The organism is Homoserinibacter gongjuensis, from assembly GCF_030161875.1.
In the GTDB taxonomy this organism is placed as follows: Bacteria; Actinomycetota; Actinomycetes; order Actinomycetales; family Microbacteriaceae; genus Homoserinibacter; species Homoserinibacter gongjuensis.
In genome coordinates, this window is record NZ_BSVA01000001.1 from 1185701 (window position 1) to 1203886 (window position 18186).

An 18186-nucleotide genomic window follows, 5' to 3' on the forward strand; every position below is an offset into this window, starting at 1 on the left:
GTTCCCCTTCGGGGTCTGCCGACCGCATCCATCGGCTGATTTGCTTGCACGATGCCCGTCTCCCTGCGACGTTCCCTTGCGCTCGCCCTCTCCCTCGTCCTCGGCGTCGCCATGTCGCTCGGTGCGGTGTCCGCCGCGCAGGCGATTCCCGGGCCCGCGCTCAGCGGCCTCACCATCTCGACGGGCTCGCTCAACCCGGGCTTCAGCTCCGGGGTGACGAACTACGACGTGACGGTACCCTTCGAGGTCACCTCGTTCTCCTTCACGCCCACGGCGGCCGACGCGAGCTCGACCCTGAGCGTCTGGGACGGCAACGGAAACGTCGCCCCCGCGAGTGGGACCGCCGTGAACGCGATCCTGCGCCTCGGCGCGAACAGCTTCTTCATCACGGTGACCGATGCGTCGGCGGCATCCACGCAGTACTCGATCACGGTGACGCGGTCGGCACCGCCTGCACCGGCGTACGATCCGCGGCTCAGCAGCCTCACCGTCAGCGCGGGCATCCTCAGCCCCGTCTTCGACCCCGCCGTCACGAGCTACTCGGTGGCCGTGCCGTACGCCACGAACAGCATCACCCTGAGCGCCACCTCGAGCGACGCCGTGACGATCGCCAACCCGAGCCGCCCCATGACGGGTGGCACGAGCTTCCTGCAGGTGGGTGGCAACCTCCTGCAGGTGACGGTCACCGCCGTCGACGGCACGACGACCCGCACCTACGACGTGTTCGTGACGCGCGACTCCGCGCCGACCGCGAACGTCGACCTCGATGTGCTCGCTCTCTCGGCGGGCACGCTCACCCCCGCGTTCGACCCCGCGGTCACCACGTACACCGCGACGGTGCCGTACGCGGTGCGCTCGCTGCAGATCACCGCATCCCCGGCGGATGTCGCCAACGACATGACGATCAACAACCTGCCGATGGCCGACGGCGTGGCCGCCACGGTCACGGTGAACTACAACGGCGGCAGCGGCTACGCCATCCGGGTCGTCGCGGCCAACGGTGCGGAGAAGAGCTACTCCGTGCAGATCACGCGGGATCCGCCCTCGACCGACGCCGACCTGACGGGCCTCTCGCTCTCGGAGGGCACGCTCTCGCCCGTGTTCGCGAACGTCGAGACCGCCTACACGGCGACCGTGCCGTACCTCACGACCGCGGTCACCGTGACGCCGACCGTGGCCGACATCACGGCCATCGCCCGCGTCAACGGCCATGACGTCGTCTCGGGCACCCCGTCGCAGGCGGTCGCGCTGAGCGTCGGGGCGAACGCCATCGTGGTCGAGGTGACAGCCGAAGACGGCGTCACCACGACCTCCCGTACCGTCACCGTGACACGCGAGGCTCCCGAACTGCGGCTGAGCGACCTGACCGTGTCGGACGGGGCGCTCTCGCCCGCCTTCGACGCCGATACGGCCGCCTACACGCTGACGGTGCCGTACCTCGTCACGTCGCTCGACGTGACCGCGACCGCGTTCGAGTCGGCCTGGGGCCTCACGATCGACGGTGACGCGGGCGGCTTCGCAAGCATCCCCCTGGCGGTCGGTACGCACACCGTCACCGTCACCGTGACGGCGCTCTACGGCGAGTCGCTCGACTACACGATCGAGGTGACGCGCGAGGTGGCGCCGACGCCGCAGCTCGCGTTCACGACCGGTCTCACGGCCGGGCAGTCCGCAGGCAACGCGCCCATCGTCGTCTCGGGCGCAGACCTGCTGCCGGGCGGCGCCGCGACCCTCACGATGCACTCGACGCCTGTCGTGCTGACGACCGCACTCGTGCCGGGTTCGGCGGCCGTCACCCTCAGCGCGCACCTTCCGGCGAGCGTGCCCGCGGGTGCGCACCGTGTGGTGTTCGACACCTTTGCGCAGGACGGCACGCCCGTGAGCGCCACGATCTGGTTCACCGTGCTGCGTGACGGCACGATCGGCGCCGTGTCGCTCGCCGGCCCCGTGGCCTACACCGAGGCGGCGCTCGCAGCGACCGGCGTCGACGCGGCGTCGGACGCGACATCCGCTCTGCTGCTCGTGCTGCTCGGCGGCGGCCTGATCGCCCTGGGCCGCAGCGCCCGTCGCCGCGCACGCCGCGCATAGTCCCAGAATCGTGCGAGTTGGTCGCAACCCTCCCCGGAAGCGACCAACTCGCACGATTCTCGGCCCCCAGGTGGGGTCGGAGCCGGATGCGGTGCCCGGTACGCTGGGCGGGTGACGAGCGCCTCCGCATCCGGTTCCGCCGCATCCGAATCGGCCGCATCCTCCTCGGCCGCATCCGAATCGGCCGGCCACGGCGACGCGAGCTACGCGGCCGCCGGCGTCGACACCGCAGCGGGTGATCGCGCGGTCGAGCTCATGAAGGCATCGGTCGCGCGCACGCACGGACCCGACGTGCTGGGCGGCGTGGGCGGCTTCGCGGGACTCTTCGACGCATCCGCTCTCACGGGCTACCGGCGACCGCTGCTCGCGACGAGCACCGACGGCGTGGGCACCAAGATCGCACTCGCGCTCGCCGTCGACAAGCACGACACGATCGGCCAGGACCTCGTGGCGATGGTCGTCGACGACATCGTCGTGGTGGGCGCGAAGCCGCTCTTCATGACCGACTACATCGCGACCGGCAAGGTGCACCCCGAGCGCATCGCGACCCTCGTGGCGGGCGTCGCCCGCGCGTGCGAGGCCACCGGCACCGCGCTCGTGGGCGGCGAGACGGCCGAGCACCCGGGGCTCATGGCGCCCGACGACTACGACATCGCGGGTGCCGCGGTCGGCGTGGTCGAAGCGGATGCCGTGCTCGGTCCCGAGAGCGTGCAGCACGGCGACGTCGTGGTGGCGATCGCGAGCTCGGGCCTGCACAGCAACGGCTTCTCGCTCGTGCGGCACATCCTCGAGAAGCGCGGGCTGGCCTACACCGATGCATCCGACGAGCTGGGTGGCGTCGTGGGCGAGGTGCTGCTCGAGCCCACGCGGCTCTACACCGCGCCCCTGCTCCGCGTGATCGAGCAGCTGCCGGGCAGCATCCACGCCCTCAGCCACGTGACCGGCGGCGGCATCGCCGCGAACCTCGCGCGCGTGCTGCCGAGGGGTGCCTGGGTCGAGCTCGACCGCTCCACGTGGAGCCCGCAGCCCGTGTTCCGCACGCTCGCCGAGTGGGGCGGGCTGCAGCTGGCCGAGACCGAGTCGACCTGGAACCTCGGCGTGGGCTTCTTCGCGATCGTGGCCGCGGATGCCGCGAGCTCGGTCACGCACGCCCTCGAAGCCGCGGGACTGCCGGCGTGGGTCGCCGGGCGGGTCTCCACCGCATCCCACGACCTGACGGGTTTCGAGCAGGGCGCGAAGGGCGTCGACGGCGGAGCCGTGCGCCTCGTGTCGAGCTACGCCGAGTGAGCCGTCTGAGCTGCGTCCAAACGCTGCAGCGTTGGGCGCCGGGCCGCAGTATTGAGCGCCGAGCCGCAGGTGTTGCGGGCGCGCAACGGCAAGAGCTACAGCGTTTGCCACTCGGGTCGCGACGGCATCGGGCCCGCGTGTTCCACGCCGGTCAGGCGGTCTTGACGGTGCCCTCGTCGAGATCGTCGCCGTCGTCGTCACCGTAGGTGTCGGTGTACTCCGGCCACTTGTCGAGGTCTTCCTCGAGGCGCGGGTTGCCCGCGAGTTCGCGTTCGAGCGCGTTGTAGTTGGTGTCCGGGCTGAAGTACTTCAGCTCCCGGGCGACCTTGGTGTGCTTTGCCTTCTGACGGCCGCGCCCCATGCGTGACCCCCTCGTTTCAGAGCTGCTCAAGTTGACGGGAAAAACTCCGGGGAGTCTATCATGCGCGCGCCTTCAGGCCCGGGTCGCGCACCGGATGCCTCACTCGCTCGCCGAGCGTCGTGACGCCTTCCGTGCCCGCCGCTCGGCGAGCTTCGCTGCGGCCGCCTTCGCCGCCCGGGTGGCCTTCTCGTTGGCCTTCCGCGCCCCCTCGAACTCGCTGCCGAGCACGGCGAGCCCGCCGAGCGCGACGAGCGTGCCGGGGCCCGGGAGGGGCATCAGCACGACGCCCAAGGCAACGGTCGCACCGCCGGTCACGCCGACCGCGGTGCGGTAGGCGCGATCCGCGGCCGGTCGGGAGCGGATGCCTTCCCGCGCCCGCCCCGCGGCACGTTTGCTGCTCGCGAAAGCGGCACCCACCATCCGTCCCGCCGCTGAGGCAGCGGACGACGGGGCGCCGGCGAGGTCGTCGGGTTCGGGCATCACGGACATGCCGCCAGGGTAGGGGCGGCGGCTGAAGATCGCCTGCCCGCATCCGAGCGCCGCCGGGTAACGTGGGGCGGGTGACCGAGCGGCCGACCGACACCTCTGTGGTGATCGTCGGTGCCGGTCAGGCGGGTCTGTCGGTGGCGTACTTCCTGCGCCGACTCGGGCTCGACCCGGGCAACGACTTCGTGGTGCTCGATCGCGGGCCGGGCCCCGGGGTGCCTGGCAGTTCCGCTGGGAGGCGCTGCGGCTCGGCTCCGCGCACCGCGTGAACGACCTGCCCGGTATGGACGAGCTCGGCCTCAGCTTCGACACGGCCGACCGCACGCTGCCGGCGCGCGAGGTGATCGCCGACTACTACGGCCGCTATGAGCAGCACTTCGGGCTGAAGGTCGTGCGCCCCGCCGACGTCACGCGCGTGAAGGCCACCCTCGACGGCTTCGAGGTGACCTTCGACGACGAGTACGGCGATCAGACCTTCTCCACGCAGATCCTCGTCAACGCGACCGGCACGTGGGGCGCCCCGTTCGTGCCGTGGTATCCGGGCATGAACGAGTTCCAGGGTCGCCAGCTGCACACCGTCGACTACACGGATGCCGAGAGCCTGCGCGGCAACGACGTCGTGATCGTCGGAGGGGGCACGAGCGCGATCGGCTTCCTCATGGAGCTCGAGGGGTCGCCGGCAGTCTCACGTGGGTGACGCGGCGGCCGCTCGAGTTCCTCGAGGAGCAGGAGCTCAATATCGAGGGCGGCACGCGCGCGGTCGCGCTGCAGGACGCCGCGGCACGCGAGGGCGGGCGCTGCCGTCGATCGTGTCGACCACGGGGGTGCCGCGCACCCGCCGCATCCAGTCGGCCATCGAGCGCGGACTGCTCACCCCGAAGCCCATGTTCGAGCGCGTCGAGCCCGACGGGGTGCGCTGGGCCGACGGCACGTTCCAGCACGCCGACGTCATCATCTGGGCCACCGGGTTCCGACCCGAACTGCGGCACCTCGCTCCACTCAAGCTGCGCGAGCAGGCCGGCGGGGTGACCGTCGAGGCGGGCGCGGCGTACCGCAACGCCAACGTGTTCTTCGCGGGGTACGGGCCCACGGCATCCACGATCGGCGCGAATCGCGCGGGCCGCACGATCGCGCGGCAGATCGTGGCGGCGCTCAGCGCGCTGGGCTACTGACGCACCGACGAGGTGGCTCAGGAGCGGCCATCGGCGGCGCTCGTCAACCGGCTGGGTTGCGCAGCGCCTCGAGCACCACGATCGAGGCGGCCGCCGACCAGGCCTGCGGGCGGCACGCGGCCGGGTACGGCACCGGACGCGGAACCTCGGATGCGGCATCGCCGCCGTGCAGTTCGGGCATGCGGTAGTCGAAGGCGGCGGCGGCACGCAGCAGCCCCTCCGAGAGTCGCCGGGCCTCGTCGCGGAAGCCGTCGCGATGCAGTCCGCGGATGGCGATGGCCGTGTCGTGCGCCCAGATGCTTCCGCCGTGATACGACAGCGGCCAGTAACCCCTGAGCCGGTTGCCAGGGTGCGGATGCCGTAGCCCGCGTCGAGGCGCGGCGAGACCAGCCGCGCGGCCACGAGCCGCGCCTCCGCGTCGTCGAGCAGGCCGGTGCCGAGCAGGTGGCCGATGTTGCTCGTGAGCGAGTCGACCGGGCGCTTCCGGGCGTCGAGTGCGATCGCGGGGTAGCGGCCGTCGGCATCCGACACCCAGAACGATGCCCGGAACTGCGCGGCGAGCCGCGCCGCCCACGCGCGCCACTGGGCCGCGTCCTCGCCGAACTCCTCGAGCAGCGCCGCGCCGCGCACCGCCGCCTCATGCGCGTAGGCCTGCACCTCGGCGAGCGCGATGGGCCCGTCGGCGAGCGAGCCGTCCCGCCACTGCACGGAGTCGCCAGAGTCCTTCCAGCCCTGGTTCGAGAGGCCGCGCCCTGACTCGTCCACGTACTCGAGCAGCCCGTCGCCGTCGCTGTCGCCGAAGTCGCGCATCCAGGCGAGCGCGGCGCGCAGGGCCGGCAGCAGCTCGCGCGTCTCGTCGTCGCCGAGTCCGCGCTCGCGGGTGTCGGCGAGCAGGCAGATCCAGAGGGCCGTCGCGTCGACCGTGCCGTAGTAGTGGGGCGGCAGCTCGACGCCCTCGTCGGGCAGCTCGAGCGTGGCCCGTCGCACCTCGTGGATGATCTTGCCGGGCTGTTCGGCGGTCGCGGGCACGCGCTCACGGCCCTGCAGTGCGGCCAGTGTACGCAGCGTGCCGTGCGCGATGCCCGTGCCGAGCGGCAGCAGGAAGCGGGCCGCCCAGATCGAATCGCGCCCGAAGAGCGTGAAGAACCAGGGTGCGCCGGCACCCAGGAACTCGTCGCGCGAACCGACCCGGGTGAGGCGAAGTGCGTCGAGGTCGCCGAGCGACCGCTCGACCCAGCGCTGCAGGCGGTCGTCGGCGCCCGTGAGCTCGGGGCGGCTCCAGGGGTTGGTGCGGCCGCCGCTGCCACGACCGCGAGCCCGTCGTGCACGTCGAGCGCGAGCGAGCGCGAGGCGCTGCCACGCGCGGGCACCGCGACGCCCCAGGTCACCCGGATGCGGGAGCCGTCGAGCACGATCGTCGCCTCGCGTGCGCGCAGCGTCGCCGATACGGCCGCGTCTCCCCAGACGGCTCCGCCATCCGTGAGCTCCGGCTCGACCCCGTGCGAGGGCCTGCCGGTCTTCACGACCTCGACCGGCGTGACCTCGGCGTCGAGTTCGACGGTGAGCTCGACCCGCAGCTCGCGCCTCAGACGCGACTCGATCGTGAGCTCGTGGTCGACGCCGTCACCGCGAACGGTCCGGGTCACGACGAGCCGCACGTCCGGGTCGGCGCCCGCGTCGTCGAGCCCGCGCAGCAGCGAGACGAAGCGGATGCGGTCGGCCGCGTCCTCGAGGGTCGCGATCGGCTCCGGGGCGGCGCCGTCGACCCGCACGCTCCAGGCGCTCGCGACACGCACATCCGACACGTAGATGCCGTCGATGGGTGCCGTCATCTCGCCGCCGGACCGCGACCACGCCTGGGCGGGCGCCCGCAGCGCGACCGCCGCGTCGTGCAGGAGCGGCTGCCGGCCGGTGGCCTTGTGTGCACGCATCCCGACGACCTTCACTGCTCGTTCCCGCGGTGTGCTGAACCGGACCCGGTTGACAGCCCGGGCTCGCCAGGTAACATAACACCCACAATTTGATCGATCAAACCCCGATTCTCGAATCCGGTTTGGATCGTTCAAGGATCGGGCCAAAGGAGGTCGGTGTGGCACAGCTCCCCACGGTGGAAGACGTCGCGCGCCTGGCCGGCGTCTCGCGGCAGACGGTCTCGAACGTCATCAACACCCCCGAGATCGTGCGCCCCGAGACGCGCGAGCGCGTCGAGACCGCCGTGCGCGAACTCGGCTACCGACCGCACGCATCCGCACGGCGCCTCCGCACCCGCACGAGCTCGACGATCGGCATCCGCCTCGACCCGCTGCCGCGCGGCATCTCGGGCGCGATCCAGGACCGCTTCCTGCACGCGCTCACCGAGCACGCCGCGGAGCGCGGCTTCCGGGTGACGCTGTTCACGGCGCGCGACCCCCAGCACGAGATCGAGCAGTACCGCAGCCTGCGCGACGGCGCCGACGTCGACGCCTTCGTGCTCACCTCGACCGTCTCCGACGACCCGCGCATCGAGTGGCTCGCGCGCGAGCGCATCCCCTTCGTCTCGTTCGGCCGCCCCTGGGGTGCCATGGGAGCCCACGACGTGGGGGATCCCGAACGGCTCTGGGTCGACGTCGACGGCCGCGCTGGAACGGCGCTCGCCACCCAGCACCTCATCGGCCGGGGCCTCCGGCGCATCGGCTTTCTCGGCTGGCCCGAGGGTTCGGGAACGGGCGATGATCGTCGTGCCGGCTGGGGCGACGCGATGCGTGCCGGATTCCCCGGCATCGCGGATGCCGAACTCGCCGAGCTCTCGTTCGAGACGGTCGAGGCGGTCGCCGCCGCGCGCGTGGCCGTCGAGCGGCACCTGGCCGACGGACTCGAGCTCGAGGCCCTCGTCTGCGTCAGCGACTCGGTCGCGCTCGGCGCCATGATGGCCGTGCGCGAGGCGGGCCGTCCGCACTTCCCCGTCATGGGTTTCGACAACACCCCGGTCGCGCAGGCGGTGGGCCTCTCGAGCGTCGACCAGCGACTCGACGAGGTGGCCACGAGCGTTCTCGACCTGCTGCTCGGCGCGACCGGTCGTCGCGTGCTCCCCCACGGGAGCGGAGCGGATCCCCTCGGTCACCGTCTCGTGACCCCCAGCTTGTCGTGCGCCGGTCGAGTCACCTGGCGCCCGTCGAGGAAGCCGACGGCACCTCGCCCGGCGATCACATCAGAGAAAAGGAAGAGCAATGAGCAAGAAGACGTGGATCGGCGCCATCGCGCTCGCCGCGGCCGCCGCTGTCGTGCTCACCGGATGTTCCGGTGGAGGCGGCGGAAGTGACTCCGGAAACGGCAGCGAGCTCACGATCCTCATCGGGTCGAGCGGACCCGCCGAGACGAAGGCCGTGCAGGACGCCGCCGACACCTGGGCGGCCGACAACGACGCCAAGGTCAAGGTCATCGCCGCCGACGACCTCAACCAGCAACTCAGCCAGGGCTTCGCCGGTGACGACGCGCCCGACCTGTTCTACATGGCCTGGGACCAGTTCGCGAACTACGCGGGCAACGGCTATCTCGACACCTACGCGAAGGACCTGAAGAACGCGAAGGACTTCTACCCCTCGCTCGTGGACACCTTCACCTTCGACGGCGACTTCGTGTGCGCACCGAAGGACTTCTCGACGCTCGGCCTCATCGTGAACACCGACATGTGGGCGGCTGCCGGGCTCACCGACGCCGACGTGCCCACCGACTGGGACAGCCTCGAGGCCGTGGCGAAGAAGCTCACCACGGGTGACACCGTCGGCCTCTCCTTCGGTCTCGAGTACGCCCGCCTCGGCGTGTTCATGAACCAGGCGGGCGGCACGCTCGTCGACAAGGACGGCACGAAGGCCACCGCCGACTCGCCCGAGAACCTCGCGGGTCTCGAGTACGTGCAGAAGCTGCACGACGAGGGCGTGCTGAAGTTCCCGAGCGAGCTCGACGCCGGATGGGGTGGCGAGGCGCTCGGCGCCGGCAAGGCCGCCATGGTCATCGAGGGTCCCTGGATCAAGGGCATCGCATCCGACTACCCCGACACGAAGTGGGCCGCCTACGAGCTGCCTGCCGGGCCCGAGGGGAAGTCGACCTTCACCTTCACGAACTGCTGGGGCATCCCGGCGAACTCCGACACCCGGGATGCTGCGGTGTCGCTCGTGGAGTACCTCACCTCCGACGACCAGCAGCTCGCCTTCGCCGACGCCTTCGGCGTGATCCCGTCGACCGAGTCGGCGGCCGCGAGCTACGCCGAGAAGTACCCCGACTACGCCTCGTTCGTCGCGAGCAACGACTACGCGGTGAGCCCGGTGAACTTCGCCGGCTCGGCGTCGGTCGTGGGCGACTTCAACGCGTCGCTCGAGGGGATGGCGTCGGGGAACGTCGACCTGAAGGGCATCCTGGGCACCTTCCAGGAGCAGCTGCAGGCGGCGCTCGACGAGGCGAACGGCTGAGCCGCCTCGAGCTGATGCGCTGACCGGGAGCACGAGGAGCACGCGATGAGCAGAGGGATCCGCGGGAACGAAGCCCGCTACGGGTGGGCGTTCACCGCCCCCGCGATCCTCATCATCGGCGTGTTCCTCGTGCTCCCGATCCTGCTCGCACTCTGGGTGAGCTTCAGCGACTGGAACGGCCTCGGCTCGCCGCTCGGCAACTCCGAGTTCGTCGGGGGCGTCAACTACGCCAAGGTGCTCGTGGATTCCGGCCTCGCGCAGCGCGACTTCGGCACCTCGATCCGCAACAACCTCTACTACGTGCTGCTCGTGGTGCCGCTGCAGACGGCGCTCGCGCTGTTCCTCGCCGTGCAGGTGAACCGCCGGATGCTGCGCGGCCGCGGCTTCTTCCGCACCGCGTTCTACTTCCCCTCGGTCACGAGCTCGATCGCGATCACGACGATCTTCATCTTCCTGTTCACCTCCTCCGGCGCGGTCAACCAGGTGCTCGGCTGGCTCGGGGTCAACGGCCCCAACTGGTTCGCGGATCCGCGCGGCGTGCTGCACCTGCTGCTCGGCGGCCTCGGAGTCGACGGATCGGGTGCCGCGGCCGCGGGCGGACCGCTCGGTCTCAGCTGGTGGGACTGGTTCGCTGGCCCCTCCGTCGCGATGTGCGTGCTGATCATCCTGGCGATCTTCACGACATCCGGAACCTTCATGCTGCTGTTCCTCGCGGCGCTGCAGAACGTGGGCGCCGAGATCGAGGAGGCCGCCGCCGTGGACGGCGCGGGCCCGTTCCGCACCTTCTTCTCGGTGACCCTGCCCATGCTCAAGCCCACGCTCTTCACGGTGCTCACCCTCGGGCTGATCGGCACGTGGCAGGTGTTCGACCAGATCTACCTGACCGGCCGCGGGGCGCCCGCGAAGACGCTGCTGACGCCCGCGTTCCTCGCCTACGACACCTCGTTCTCCGACCTCAAGTGGGGCCAGGGCGCGGCGATCTCGTTCATCCTCTTCGGCATCATCGTGGCCCTCACCCTCTTCCAGCGGTGGGTGCTGCGAGATCGCGACGCCGGGCGGGCCGGGCGACGCCGGGAGGTGCGTGCCGTGGCGCGGCTGCACCGTGACGCAGAATCCGTGCGGGCGGCGGGCACCGCCGTGCCGGAGGCGGCCGCGAGCGAAGGGCGCGAGCGATGAGCATGACGATGCACGCCGGCCGCCGCCGCCTCGCGACGATCGGGCTCGCGCTCAGCTACGTGCTGCTCGTGGCGCTCGCCCTCATCTACATCTACCCGTTCCTGATCTCGATCTCGGGCAGCTTCAAGACGGATGCCGAGGCGACACAGCAGCCGCTCAGCCTGCTGCCCGCGACGTGGACCTTCGCGGCCTACGAACGGCTCTTCACGAGCGTGCCCCTGCTGCAGTGGGCCGGCAACTCCCTGCTCATCACCGTGATCGTCACCACCGGCCGGGTGTTCTTCGACTCACTGGCCGGCTACGCGCTCTCGCGCCTGCAGTTCCGCGGGCGGGCGGTCGTCTTCGCGTGCCTCGTGGCCGTGATGGCGGTGCCGAACGTCGTGCTGCTCATCCCGCGCTTCCTCATCCTCAAGGAGCTCGGGCTCTACAACTCCTACGCGGGCATGATCGTGCCGATCATGATCGATGCGGCAGGCATCTTCATCATGAAGCAGTTCTTCGAGTCGATCCCGGTATCGGTCGAGGAGGCGGCTCGCATCGACGGGGCGGGCGTCTTCCGCACCTTCTGGACGATCGTGCTGCCGATGGCGATGCCCGCCCTCGTGACCCTCTTCATCCTGAGCTTCCAGGGGTCCTGGAACGAGTTCGCCCACTTCGTGGTGTCGCGCAACGACCCCGACCTCAACACGCTCACGACGGGTGTCGCATCCCTCACCTCGGGTCAGCTCGGCTCCGGCAACCAGTACCCCCTGCAGCTCGCCGCCGCGGTGCTCATGTCGATCCCGGTGGCCGTGCTGTTCTTCATCTTCCAGCGCCGCATCATGTCGACCTCCGAGGGCGGCGAGAAGGGCTGACCGCCGAGTGTGTGGGCCAAACGCTGCAGCGGTCGACCCCACGCGGCAGACATCCGTGGCGCGCGCGGCCAGACGCTACAGCGTTTGTCACCGGGTGCGTGAGCGGGCGGGCGTCCCGGGGGCGCGCAGGGGCGGGCGCACGGGCTCGCCGCGGCGGTCCTGGCCGGGCAGCGGGCGGGAGCGGCGGCCGTAGATGAGGTCCGACGAGTCGAGCAGCCATGGCACGAGCGCCACGACCACCCCGTGCACGAGCATGAGCTTGCGGCGGATGCGGCGCGCCTTGTGGTTGTGCAGCGCGTTCTCCCACCAGTGCCCCACGATGTACTCCGGCAGGTACACCGTCACCACCTCCGAGCCGTGCTCGGCGCGGTGCAGCTTGATGTACTTCACGAGGGGCATCGAGATGTCGCGGTACGGCGAGGCCACGATGCGCAGCGGCACCCGGATGTTGTGCTGCCGCCACTGCCGCTCCAGCTGCGCGCTCGCCTCGTCGTCGATCGACGCGTGCACCGCCTCGATCGTCTCGTGGCGTGCGGCGATCGCGTAGTCGAGCGCCTTCAGCACGGGTTTCGACAGCCTGCCGACCAGCACGATCGCGTGGTCGCCCGACGACCCGAAGACGGTGGTGGCATCCGGCGCGATCTCGCGGTCGACATCCCGGTAGTAGCGGTTCACGCCGATCATCAGGGCGATGAGCAGACCCATCACGACGAACACGATCCAGGCCCCGTGGGTGAACTTCGTGACCGTCACGATGACGAGCACGGATGCCGTCATGAGCGCCCCGAGGGCGTTGATCGCCAGGCCGCGCCACACGGCTTTCGGCGGTTCCGACCCGTCGCGCAGCCGACGGATCCAGTGCTGCACCATGCCGATCTGCCCGAGCGTGAACGAGATGAACACGCCGATGATGTACAGCTGGATGAGCACCGTGACGTTCGCCTGCGCCCCGACGAGCAGCACGACCGCCACGGCCGAGAGGGCGAGCACGCCGTTCGAGAAGATGAGACGGTCGCCGCGCGTCGCGAGGGCCTTCGGCGCGTAGCCGTCCTGGGCGAGCACCGAGCCGAGCAGGGGAACCCGTTGAAGGCCGTGTTCGCCGCGAGCAGCAGCACGGCGGCGGTGGCCGCCTGCACGATGAAGAACAGCACCGTGTTGTTGCCGAAGGTCGCGGATGCGATCTGGGCGATGAGGCTGCGCTGCGGCTCGCTCGCGCAGTCGGTGAATCCGATCAGGTCGCACGCGTGCTCCGCGTAGTGCACGCCCGTGATGAGGGCGACGGCCGTGAGGCCCGAGAACAGCAGGATCGCGATCGAGCCCATCGCCACGAGCGTGCGCTGTGCGTTGGTCACCTTGGGGCGCCGGAACGCGGGCACACCGTTCGAGATCGCCTCGACGCCCGTGAGGGCGGCGCATCCGCTCGCGAACGCGCGCAGGATCAGCAGGATGAAGGCCGCCTGGGTGAGCTGCTCGCCCTCGACCGTCCACCCGGCGCTCTCGGCCACCGGCACATCGCCGAGCGCGGTGCGGATGAGGGCGGTCACGACCATCACGCCGATCGATCCGATGAAGAGGTACGTCGGTACGGCGAAGGCCTTCGATGCCTCGCGCACGCCGCGCAGGTTGATGGCCGCGAGCAGCACGACGAAGCCGACGGCGAGCTCCACTCGCCAGGGGTTCAGCGCGGGGATCGCCGAGATGATGTTGTCGACCCCGGATGCGACCGACACCGCGACCGTGAGCACGTAGTCCACGAGGAGGGCCGCCGCCACCACGACCCCGGCGTGCTCGCCGAGGTTCTTCGACGCGACCTCGTAGTCGCCGCCGCCCGAGGGGTACGCCTTGATGAGCTGCCGGTACGAGGCGACCACCACGACGAGCAGCAGCACGACCGCTCCTGCCACCCAGGGCGCGAAGCTCAGGAACGCGAGCCCCCGAGCAGCAGGATCATGAGCAGCTCTTGCGGCGCGTAGGCCACCGACGAGAGCGGGTCGCTCGCGAAGATCGGCAGCGCGAGATGCTTGGGCAGCAGCTGGCTCTCGAGCGTCGACGTGGGAAGCGGGTCGCCGATCAGCCAGTTCTTGGCGGAGCGCGGCGCATCGTCTGAGGCGGGTCCGCCCTCATGAGTCACGGCGGGAAAGCATACGCTTTCCGCCGTGCGCGTCAACGGGGCACGACGGTGGGCCCATCGGCCCTGAATTCTCACGGTTCGGGCCGCCTATGATCGTGCGGTGACGAGTGCGCGACGCAGGCGGCGGTGGCCGTGGATCCTGGGTGGCGTCGTGCTCGTTCTGCTCGTTCCGGCAGCCGTTCTCGGGCTGCCGATCCTGCTGCATCAGGACGGTGGCTCCGCCAACCAGCAGCATCCCGGCGCCGAGTGGCCGACGACCGTCACGGCGACCGGCGATGACGGGCGCGACCGCGAGTTGAGCGTCGTCTCCCCCGATCCGGGCGGCACCGTCGACACCTCGGCCCTCGAAGTCGGCGAGCACCTCGTGGTGAGCGGAACCGGATACGACGCGGGCCAGGGCATCTACGTCGCGATCTGCGTCATCCCCTCCGATCCGGCGACCAAACCGGGACCCTGCCTCGGCGGCGTGCCGTCGACCGAGCCGACGGGCGACCCGGTCGCCGCCGACGTGATCGAGTGGGCGCCGAGCAACTGGATCAACGACGACTGGGCCTGGAAGCTCTTCGGCGCCCGCGCCTACGATGACGTCGCCACGGGCACCTTCACCGCCTACCTCGAGGTCGTCGATCCGGTCGGCGAGGGGGTCGACTGCACGGTCGAGAAGTGCGCGATCTACTCCCGCAACGACCACACGGCGCTCGGCGATCGCGTGCAGGACCTCTACATCCCCGTGCGGTTCGCGGCACCATCCGCTGGTTGAGGAGCGGCCGAAGGCCGCGTCTCGAAACCGCCCCTCAGCGCCTGAGTGCAGCCGTCACCTCGCGGCGCACCTCGTCGAGCCGCGTGGTGAGCAGTTCGACGGCATCCGCGTGCAGCCGGGCCGCCGCCACCTGCGAGCGCAACTCGCTGCGCAGCTCGGCGCGGAAGCTCGTGAGCGCGGCCTCGGCCTCGTGCAGCAGCACGCGGCTCGTCGTGCGGGCATCGGATGCCGTGTCGGCCCCCGCGGAACCCCCGCCCGACGCGCGCGGCGGCTCCGTGCCGGCGCGGGCGTCGCGCGCTGCCGCGGCGAGGTCGGCCTTGAGGGTGCGCATCGCGTCGTTCACCGAGCTGCGCACCTCGTCGGCCAGGCGGCGAACCGAGTCGGTGACATCCGTCTCGATGTCGGCGAGCTCGTCCTGGCGTGAGGCGAGTTCGGCGCGGCCCGCATCCGTGATCGCGTAGACCGTGCGGCGCCCGTCGGACTCCTTGGTCACGAGACCTTCCTCCTGCAGCTTGGCGAGCCGCGGGTAGATCGTGCCGGCGCTCGGCACGTAGGTGCCGCCGAAGCGATCGCCGAGGCCCTGGATGAGTTCGTAGCCGTGCTGCGGACGCTCGTCGAGCAGGCTCAGCAGGTAGAGCCGCAGGTGGCCGTGGGCGAAGACGGGCGGGGTCATGAGCGCACCGTGTGCAGCACGCTCACGTCGCCGCCGACCGTGTTGACGCGCACGTCGGTCCAGCGCTGGTCGAGCTGGCCGTGACGGGCGGTGTAGCGACCCTTGACCACGGAGATGCTCTGCGCGTCGATCTGCAGCTTGCCGCCGACCGTCTGCACCGTGTAGCTCGCCGGGGTGTCGGGCTCGAAGCGCAGCGTGACGGCGCCCGACACCGTGTTGACGCCCACGACATCCGGGATCCCCGAGGCGTCGAGCATGACCGCGCTCGAGACGCCGTCGACGTCGAACTTGGTGACGGCGCCGGATGCGATCACATCCCCCGAGACCGTGTTGATGCCCACGGGCCCTGCGTGGCCCCGCGCGGTGACCTCGCCGCTCACCGAGTTCGCGGTGAGCTTGCCGGTGAGGCCGTCGGCCACCACGTCGCCCGACACGGTGTTGAGCTGCACGTCGGCCTCGAGGCCCGCCACGAGCGCCTCGGCCGAGACGACCCCGAGGGTCACGGCGACGCTGCGCGGCACGAGCACACTCACCTCGGCCTTGATGGAGGAGCCGAAGTTCTTGAAGACGTCGATCCAGTTGTCCCAGCGCAGCTGGGGTGGTCGATCTCGAGGCGATCGCCGTCGACCTGCACGAGCAGCTCGCGGCCGGTCACCGAGTGCACCTCGACGCGCACACCGGGCTCGTCGTGGCCGACGATGTCGACGTGCCCGCCGACGAGGCCCACCTTGAGGCGGCGGATGTTCTCGATGTCGATCGTCTTGGGTCCGTCCAGCAGCCACTTCTCCTGAGCCATCTCGTCTCCTTCCCTCGGCCCGCATCCGGGCTATCTCGCGATATATCGCGTCCGTCGAGAAGTCACGATATATCGCGTGTCACGTCTGCGCAACCCCGGCGCCCCGCAGCCGCCCATGTCGAAAATGCAGGAGATGCCGGGCGTGTCGCCGGCCTCATCCCTGCGTTGTCGGCATCCGGCCAGCAGTTCTCCTGCATTTTCGACATTGGACGCGGGGTTGCGGTTGACGCTGCGTCAACGTCTAACGTCGGATGCGGCACGAGAGCGGGGCCGCGAAGGGCGCCGCAGAACAGCCACCGGACGGCAGGAAGGAGCAGCGGATGACACACAGCATCCAAGAGGTCGCGCGCCTCACCGGCGTCACGAGTCGCACGCTGCGGCACTACGACGACATCGGGCTCGTGCGGCCGAGCGCCACCGGCGCGGGCGGCATCCGCTACTACGACGCCGACGCGCTCGTGCGGCTGCAGCGCGTGCTGCTGCTGCGCGACCTCGGGCTCGGCCTGCCGGCGATCGCCGAGGTGCTCGCGGGCGAGACTCGCGATGTGCAGGCCCTGCACGCCCACCGCGAGTGGCTGCGACAGGAGAGACAGCGCCTCGCGCGGCAGATCGCGAGCGTCGAGGCGACCATCGAGGCACTGGAAGGGGTGAGAAACCGATGGCAGAGAACATGTTCGACGGCTTCGACCACACGCAGTACAAGGACGAGGTCGAGCAGCGCTGGGGCAAGGACGCGTACGCGAAGTCCGACGCCTGGTGGCGCGGCATGAGCGACACCGAGAAGTCGAAGTGGCGGGAACGCGCGGCGCAGCTCGGCTCCGACTGGATCGCTGCGGCCGAGTCCGGCATCGCGCCGGATGACGACGCGGCCCAGGAGCTCGCACGTCGCCACGTCGAGTGGCTGGCCGACATCCCGGGTACGCCGGGCGCCGTGAAGGAGTACGTCACGGGTCTCGGCGAGATGTACGTCGCCGACCCGCGCTTCGCCGCCAACTACGGTGGCGTCGAGGGCGCGACGTTCGTGCGCGATGCGCTCGCGGTGTACGCCGAGCGCCACCTGTAGAAGGACGGGGTTCCGGATGCGTCTTCACCCGCATCCGGAATCCCGCCGGGCCGAGGGCGCCCGCGGCGGGCGCTACGGGAGCAGCAGGCGGTTCGTCGGCACCTGCCGGTAGCCGTCGGAGCCGATCACGACGGCGGTGGCGATGAGCGCCCAGAGCGACAACGCGCTGAGCGAGAGCAGCACGATCATGCGGTCACCTCCCCCGCCGATTCGGGAGCGACTTCAGGAGCGGCGGCCGACTCCGGAGCGGCTGCCGCTTCGGCCGCGGGCGCCGCGGGCGATGCCCCCACGCGCGGCAGCGGAACCGTCAAAAGCGGCAGCGTCACACCCACCATGGGGCCCACGAGCAGCGCGAAGGCGAGCGTGCCGATGCCGACCTGGCCGCCGAGCAGCCAGCCGACGGTGAGCACCGTCACCTCGATGCCGGTGCGCACGATCCAGAGCTTCCAGCCCCAGCGCTGATGGATGCCGGTCATGAGCCCGTCGCGGGGCCCCGGCCCCAGCCGCGCGCCGATGTAGAGGCCGGTCGCGACGGCGAGCAGCGCGAGGCCCGCGACGAACAGCAGCCCCTGCAGCACCGGTTCGTGCTGCTGCGGGATCACGGCGAGCCCGACATCCGCCGCCGGCCCGATGAGCAGCACGTTGAGCACGGTGCCGACGCCCGGCTTCTGGCGGATCGGGATCCACAGCAGCAGCACGACCGCGCCGATGATCACCGTGAGCAGCCCGAACGAGATGCCGGTCTGACGGTTGAGGCCCTGGGTGAGCACGTCCCACGGGGCCACGCCGATGCCCGCGCGCACCATCATCGCGATGGCGATGCCATAGAGGAACAGGCCGACGAGCAGCTGCGCGATGCGGCGGGTCCAGATGAGGCGGGGAGTCACGCAGAGC

Annotated in this window: 16 protein-coding genes and 3 pseudogenes; 10 read left to right on the forward strand and 9 right to left on the reverse strand. The window is 70.7% G+C overall.

What is annotated here, in order from left to right; translation table 11 throughout:
- Positions 1-51 precede the first annotated feature (51 nt).
- The gene (locus QQK29_RS06490) at positions 52-2088 is read left to right on the forward strand and encodes a cadherin-like beta sandwich domain-containing protein (RefSeq protein WP_284298796.1); all 2037 of its coding nucleotides are present in this window, start codon (positions 52-54) and stop codon (positions 2086-2088) included.
- 111 nt (positions 2089-2199) lie between these two features.
- Positions 2200-3375: a phosphoribosylformylglycinamidine cyclo-ligase gene (gene purM, locus QQK29_RS06495; RefSeq protein WP_284298798.1), complete on the forward strand. Its 1176-nt coding sequence runs from the start codon at positions 2200-2202 to the stop codon at positions 3373-3375.
- Between the two features lie 151 nt (positions 3376-3526).
- Here purM and QQK29_RS06500 read toward each other — a convergent pair whose 3' ends face one another.
- Together QQK29_RS06500 and QQK29_RS06505 are read right to left on the reverse strand one after the other, a co-directional pair.
- A complete protein-coding gene (locus QQK29_RS06500) occupies positions 3527-3736 on the reverse strand; it encodes a DUF3073 domain-containing protein (RefSeq protein ID WP_284298800.1) in 210 nt (69 codons plus the stop codon).
- Between the two features lie 99 nt (positions 3737-3835).
- Entirely contained in the window at positions 3836-4225 is a 390-nt protein-coding gene (locus tag QQK29_RS06505; RefSeq protein ID WP_284298802.1) for a PGPGW domain-containing protein, read from the reverse strand.
- Positions 4226-4296: 71 nt separating this feature from the next.
- On the opposite strand from QQK29_RS06505, the gene QQK29_RS06510 reads away from it, so the two are divergent.
- The gene (locus QQK29_RS06510) at positions 4297-4491 is read left to right on the forward strand and encodes an FAD-dependent oxidoreductase (protein WP_284298804.1); all 195 of its coding nucleotides are present in this window, start codon (positions 4297-4299) and stop codon (positions 4489-4491) included.
- A complete protein-coding gene (locus tag QQK29_RS06515) occupies positions 4488-4919 on the forward strand; it encodes an NAD(P)-binding domain-containing protein (protein ID WP_284298806.1) in 432 nt (143 codons plus the stop codon). The genes QQK29_RS06510 and QQK29_RS06515 overlap by 4 nt, the downstream gene beginning before the upstream one ends.
- Here QQK29_RS06515 and QQK29_RS06520 read toward each other — a convergent pair.
- Positions 4879-6423: an amylo-alpha-1,6-glucosidase gene (locus tag QQK29_RS06520; protein ID WP_284302052.1), complete on the reverse strand. Its 1545-nt coding sequence runs from the start codon at positions 6421-6423 to the stop codon at positions 4879-4881. The genes QQK29_RS06515 and QQK29_RS06520 overlap by 41 nt on opposite strands.
- Before the next feature lie 374 nt (positions 6424-6797).
- Positions 6798-7325: pseudogene (locus QQK29_RS06525) on the reverse strand (glycogen debranching N-terminal domain-containing protein); the annotation flags it as partial.
- A 158-nt stretch (positions 7326-7483) separates the two neighbouring features.
- Between QQK29_RS06525 and QQK29_RS06530 the strand changes: the two are divergent.
- Genes QQK29_RS06530 through QQK29_RS06545 form a run of 4 tightly spaced genes read left to right on the forward strand, consistent with a single transcriptional unit; the run spans position 7484 to position 11869 of the window.
- Positions 7484-8692, forward strand: a complete 1209-nt coding sequence (locus QQK29_RS06530) for a LacI family DNA-binding transcriptional regulator (RefSeq protein ID WP_284298808.1) — start codon at positions 7484-7486, stop codon at positions 8690-8692.
- The gene (locus QQK29_RS06535) at positions 8601-9839 is read left to right on the forward strand and encodes a sugar ABC transporter substrate-binding protein (RefSeq protein WP_284298811.1); all 1239 of its coding nucleotides are present in this window, start codon (positions 8601-8603) and stop codon (positions 9837-9839) included. Before QQK29_RS06530 ends, QQK29_RS06535 begins: the two co-directional genes overlap by 92 nt.
- Before the next feature lie 45 nt (positions 9840-9884).
- Positions 9885-11015, forward strand: a complete 1131-nt coding sequence (locus QQK29_RS06540; RefSeq protein ID WP_284298813.1) for a carbohydrate ABC transporter permease — start codon at positions 9885-9887, stop codon at positions 11013-11015.
- Positions 11012-11869, forward strand: a complete 858-nt coding sequence (locus tag QQK29_RS06545; RefSeq protein WP_284298815.1) for a carbohydrate ABC transporter permease — start codon at positions 11012-11014, stop codon at positions 11867-11869. Before QQK29_RS06540 ends, QQK29_RS06545 begins: the two co-directional genes overlap by 4 nt.
- 87 nt (positions 11870-11956) lie before the next feature.
- Here the strand turns inward: QQK29_RS06545 and QQK29_RS06550 are convergent.
- A pseudogene (locus QQK29_RS06550) lies at positions 11957-14000 on the reverse strand (APC family permease).
- A gap of 100 nt (positions 14001-14100) precedes the next feature.
- Between QQK29_RS06550 and QQK29_RS06555 the strand changes: the two are divergent.
- The gene (locus tag QQK29_RS06555) at positions 14101-14760 is read left to right on the forward strand and encodes a hypothetical protein (RefSeq protein ID WP_284298817.1); all 660 of its coding nucleotides are present in this window, start codon (positions 14101-14103) and stop codon (positions 14758-14760) included.
- A 34-nt stretch (positions 14761-14794) separates the two neighbouring features.
- Here the strand turns inward: QQK29_RS06555 and QQK29_RS06560 are convergent, their stop codons facing one another.
- Genes QQK29_RS06560 through QQK29_RS06570 form a run of 3 tightly spaced genes read right to left on the reverse strand, consistent with a single transcriptional unit; the run spans position 14795 to position 16229 of the window.
- Complete coding sequence (locus tag QQK29_RS06560) at positions 14795-15433, reverse strand: PadR family transcriptional regulator (RefSeq protein ID WP_284298821.1); 639 nt, start codon at positions 15431-15433, stop codon at positions 14795-14797.
- A complete protein-coding gene (locus QQK29_RS06565) occupies positions 15430-15966 on the reverse strand; it encodes a DUF4097 family beta strand repeat-containing protein (protein ID WP_284298823.1) in 537 nt (178 codons plus the stop codon). Before QQK29_RS06565 ends, QQK29_RS06560 begins: the two co-directional genes overlap by 4 nt.
- Positions 15963-16229, reverse strand: coding sequence for a hypothetical protein (locus tag QQK29_RS06570; protein ID WP_284298825.1), 267 nt, complete (start codon positions 16227-16229; stop codon positions 15963-15965). Before QQK29_RS06570 ends, QQK29_RS06565 begins: the two co-directional genes overlap by 4 nt.
- Positions 16230-16549: 320 nt before the next feature.
- Between QQK29_RS06570 and QQK29_RS06575 the strand changes: the two are divergent.
- A pseudogene (locus QQK29_RS06575) lies at positions 16550-17292 on the forward strand (MerR family transcriptional regulator).
- Positions 17293-17477: 185 nt separating this feature from the next.
- On the opposite strand, the gene yczE reads toward QQK29_RS06575, so the two are convergent.
- Positions 17478-18179 carry a membrane protein YczE gene (gene yczE, locus QQK29_RS06580; RefSeq protein WP_284298827.1) on the reverse strand — a complete coding sequence of 234 codons (702 nt, stop codon included), beginning with the start codon at positions 18177-18179 and terminating at the stop codon, positions 17478-17480.
- Between the last annotated feature and the right edge of the window lie 7 nt (positions 18180-18186).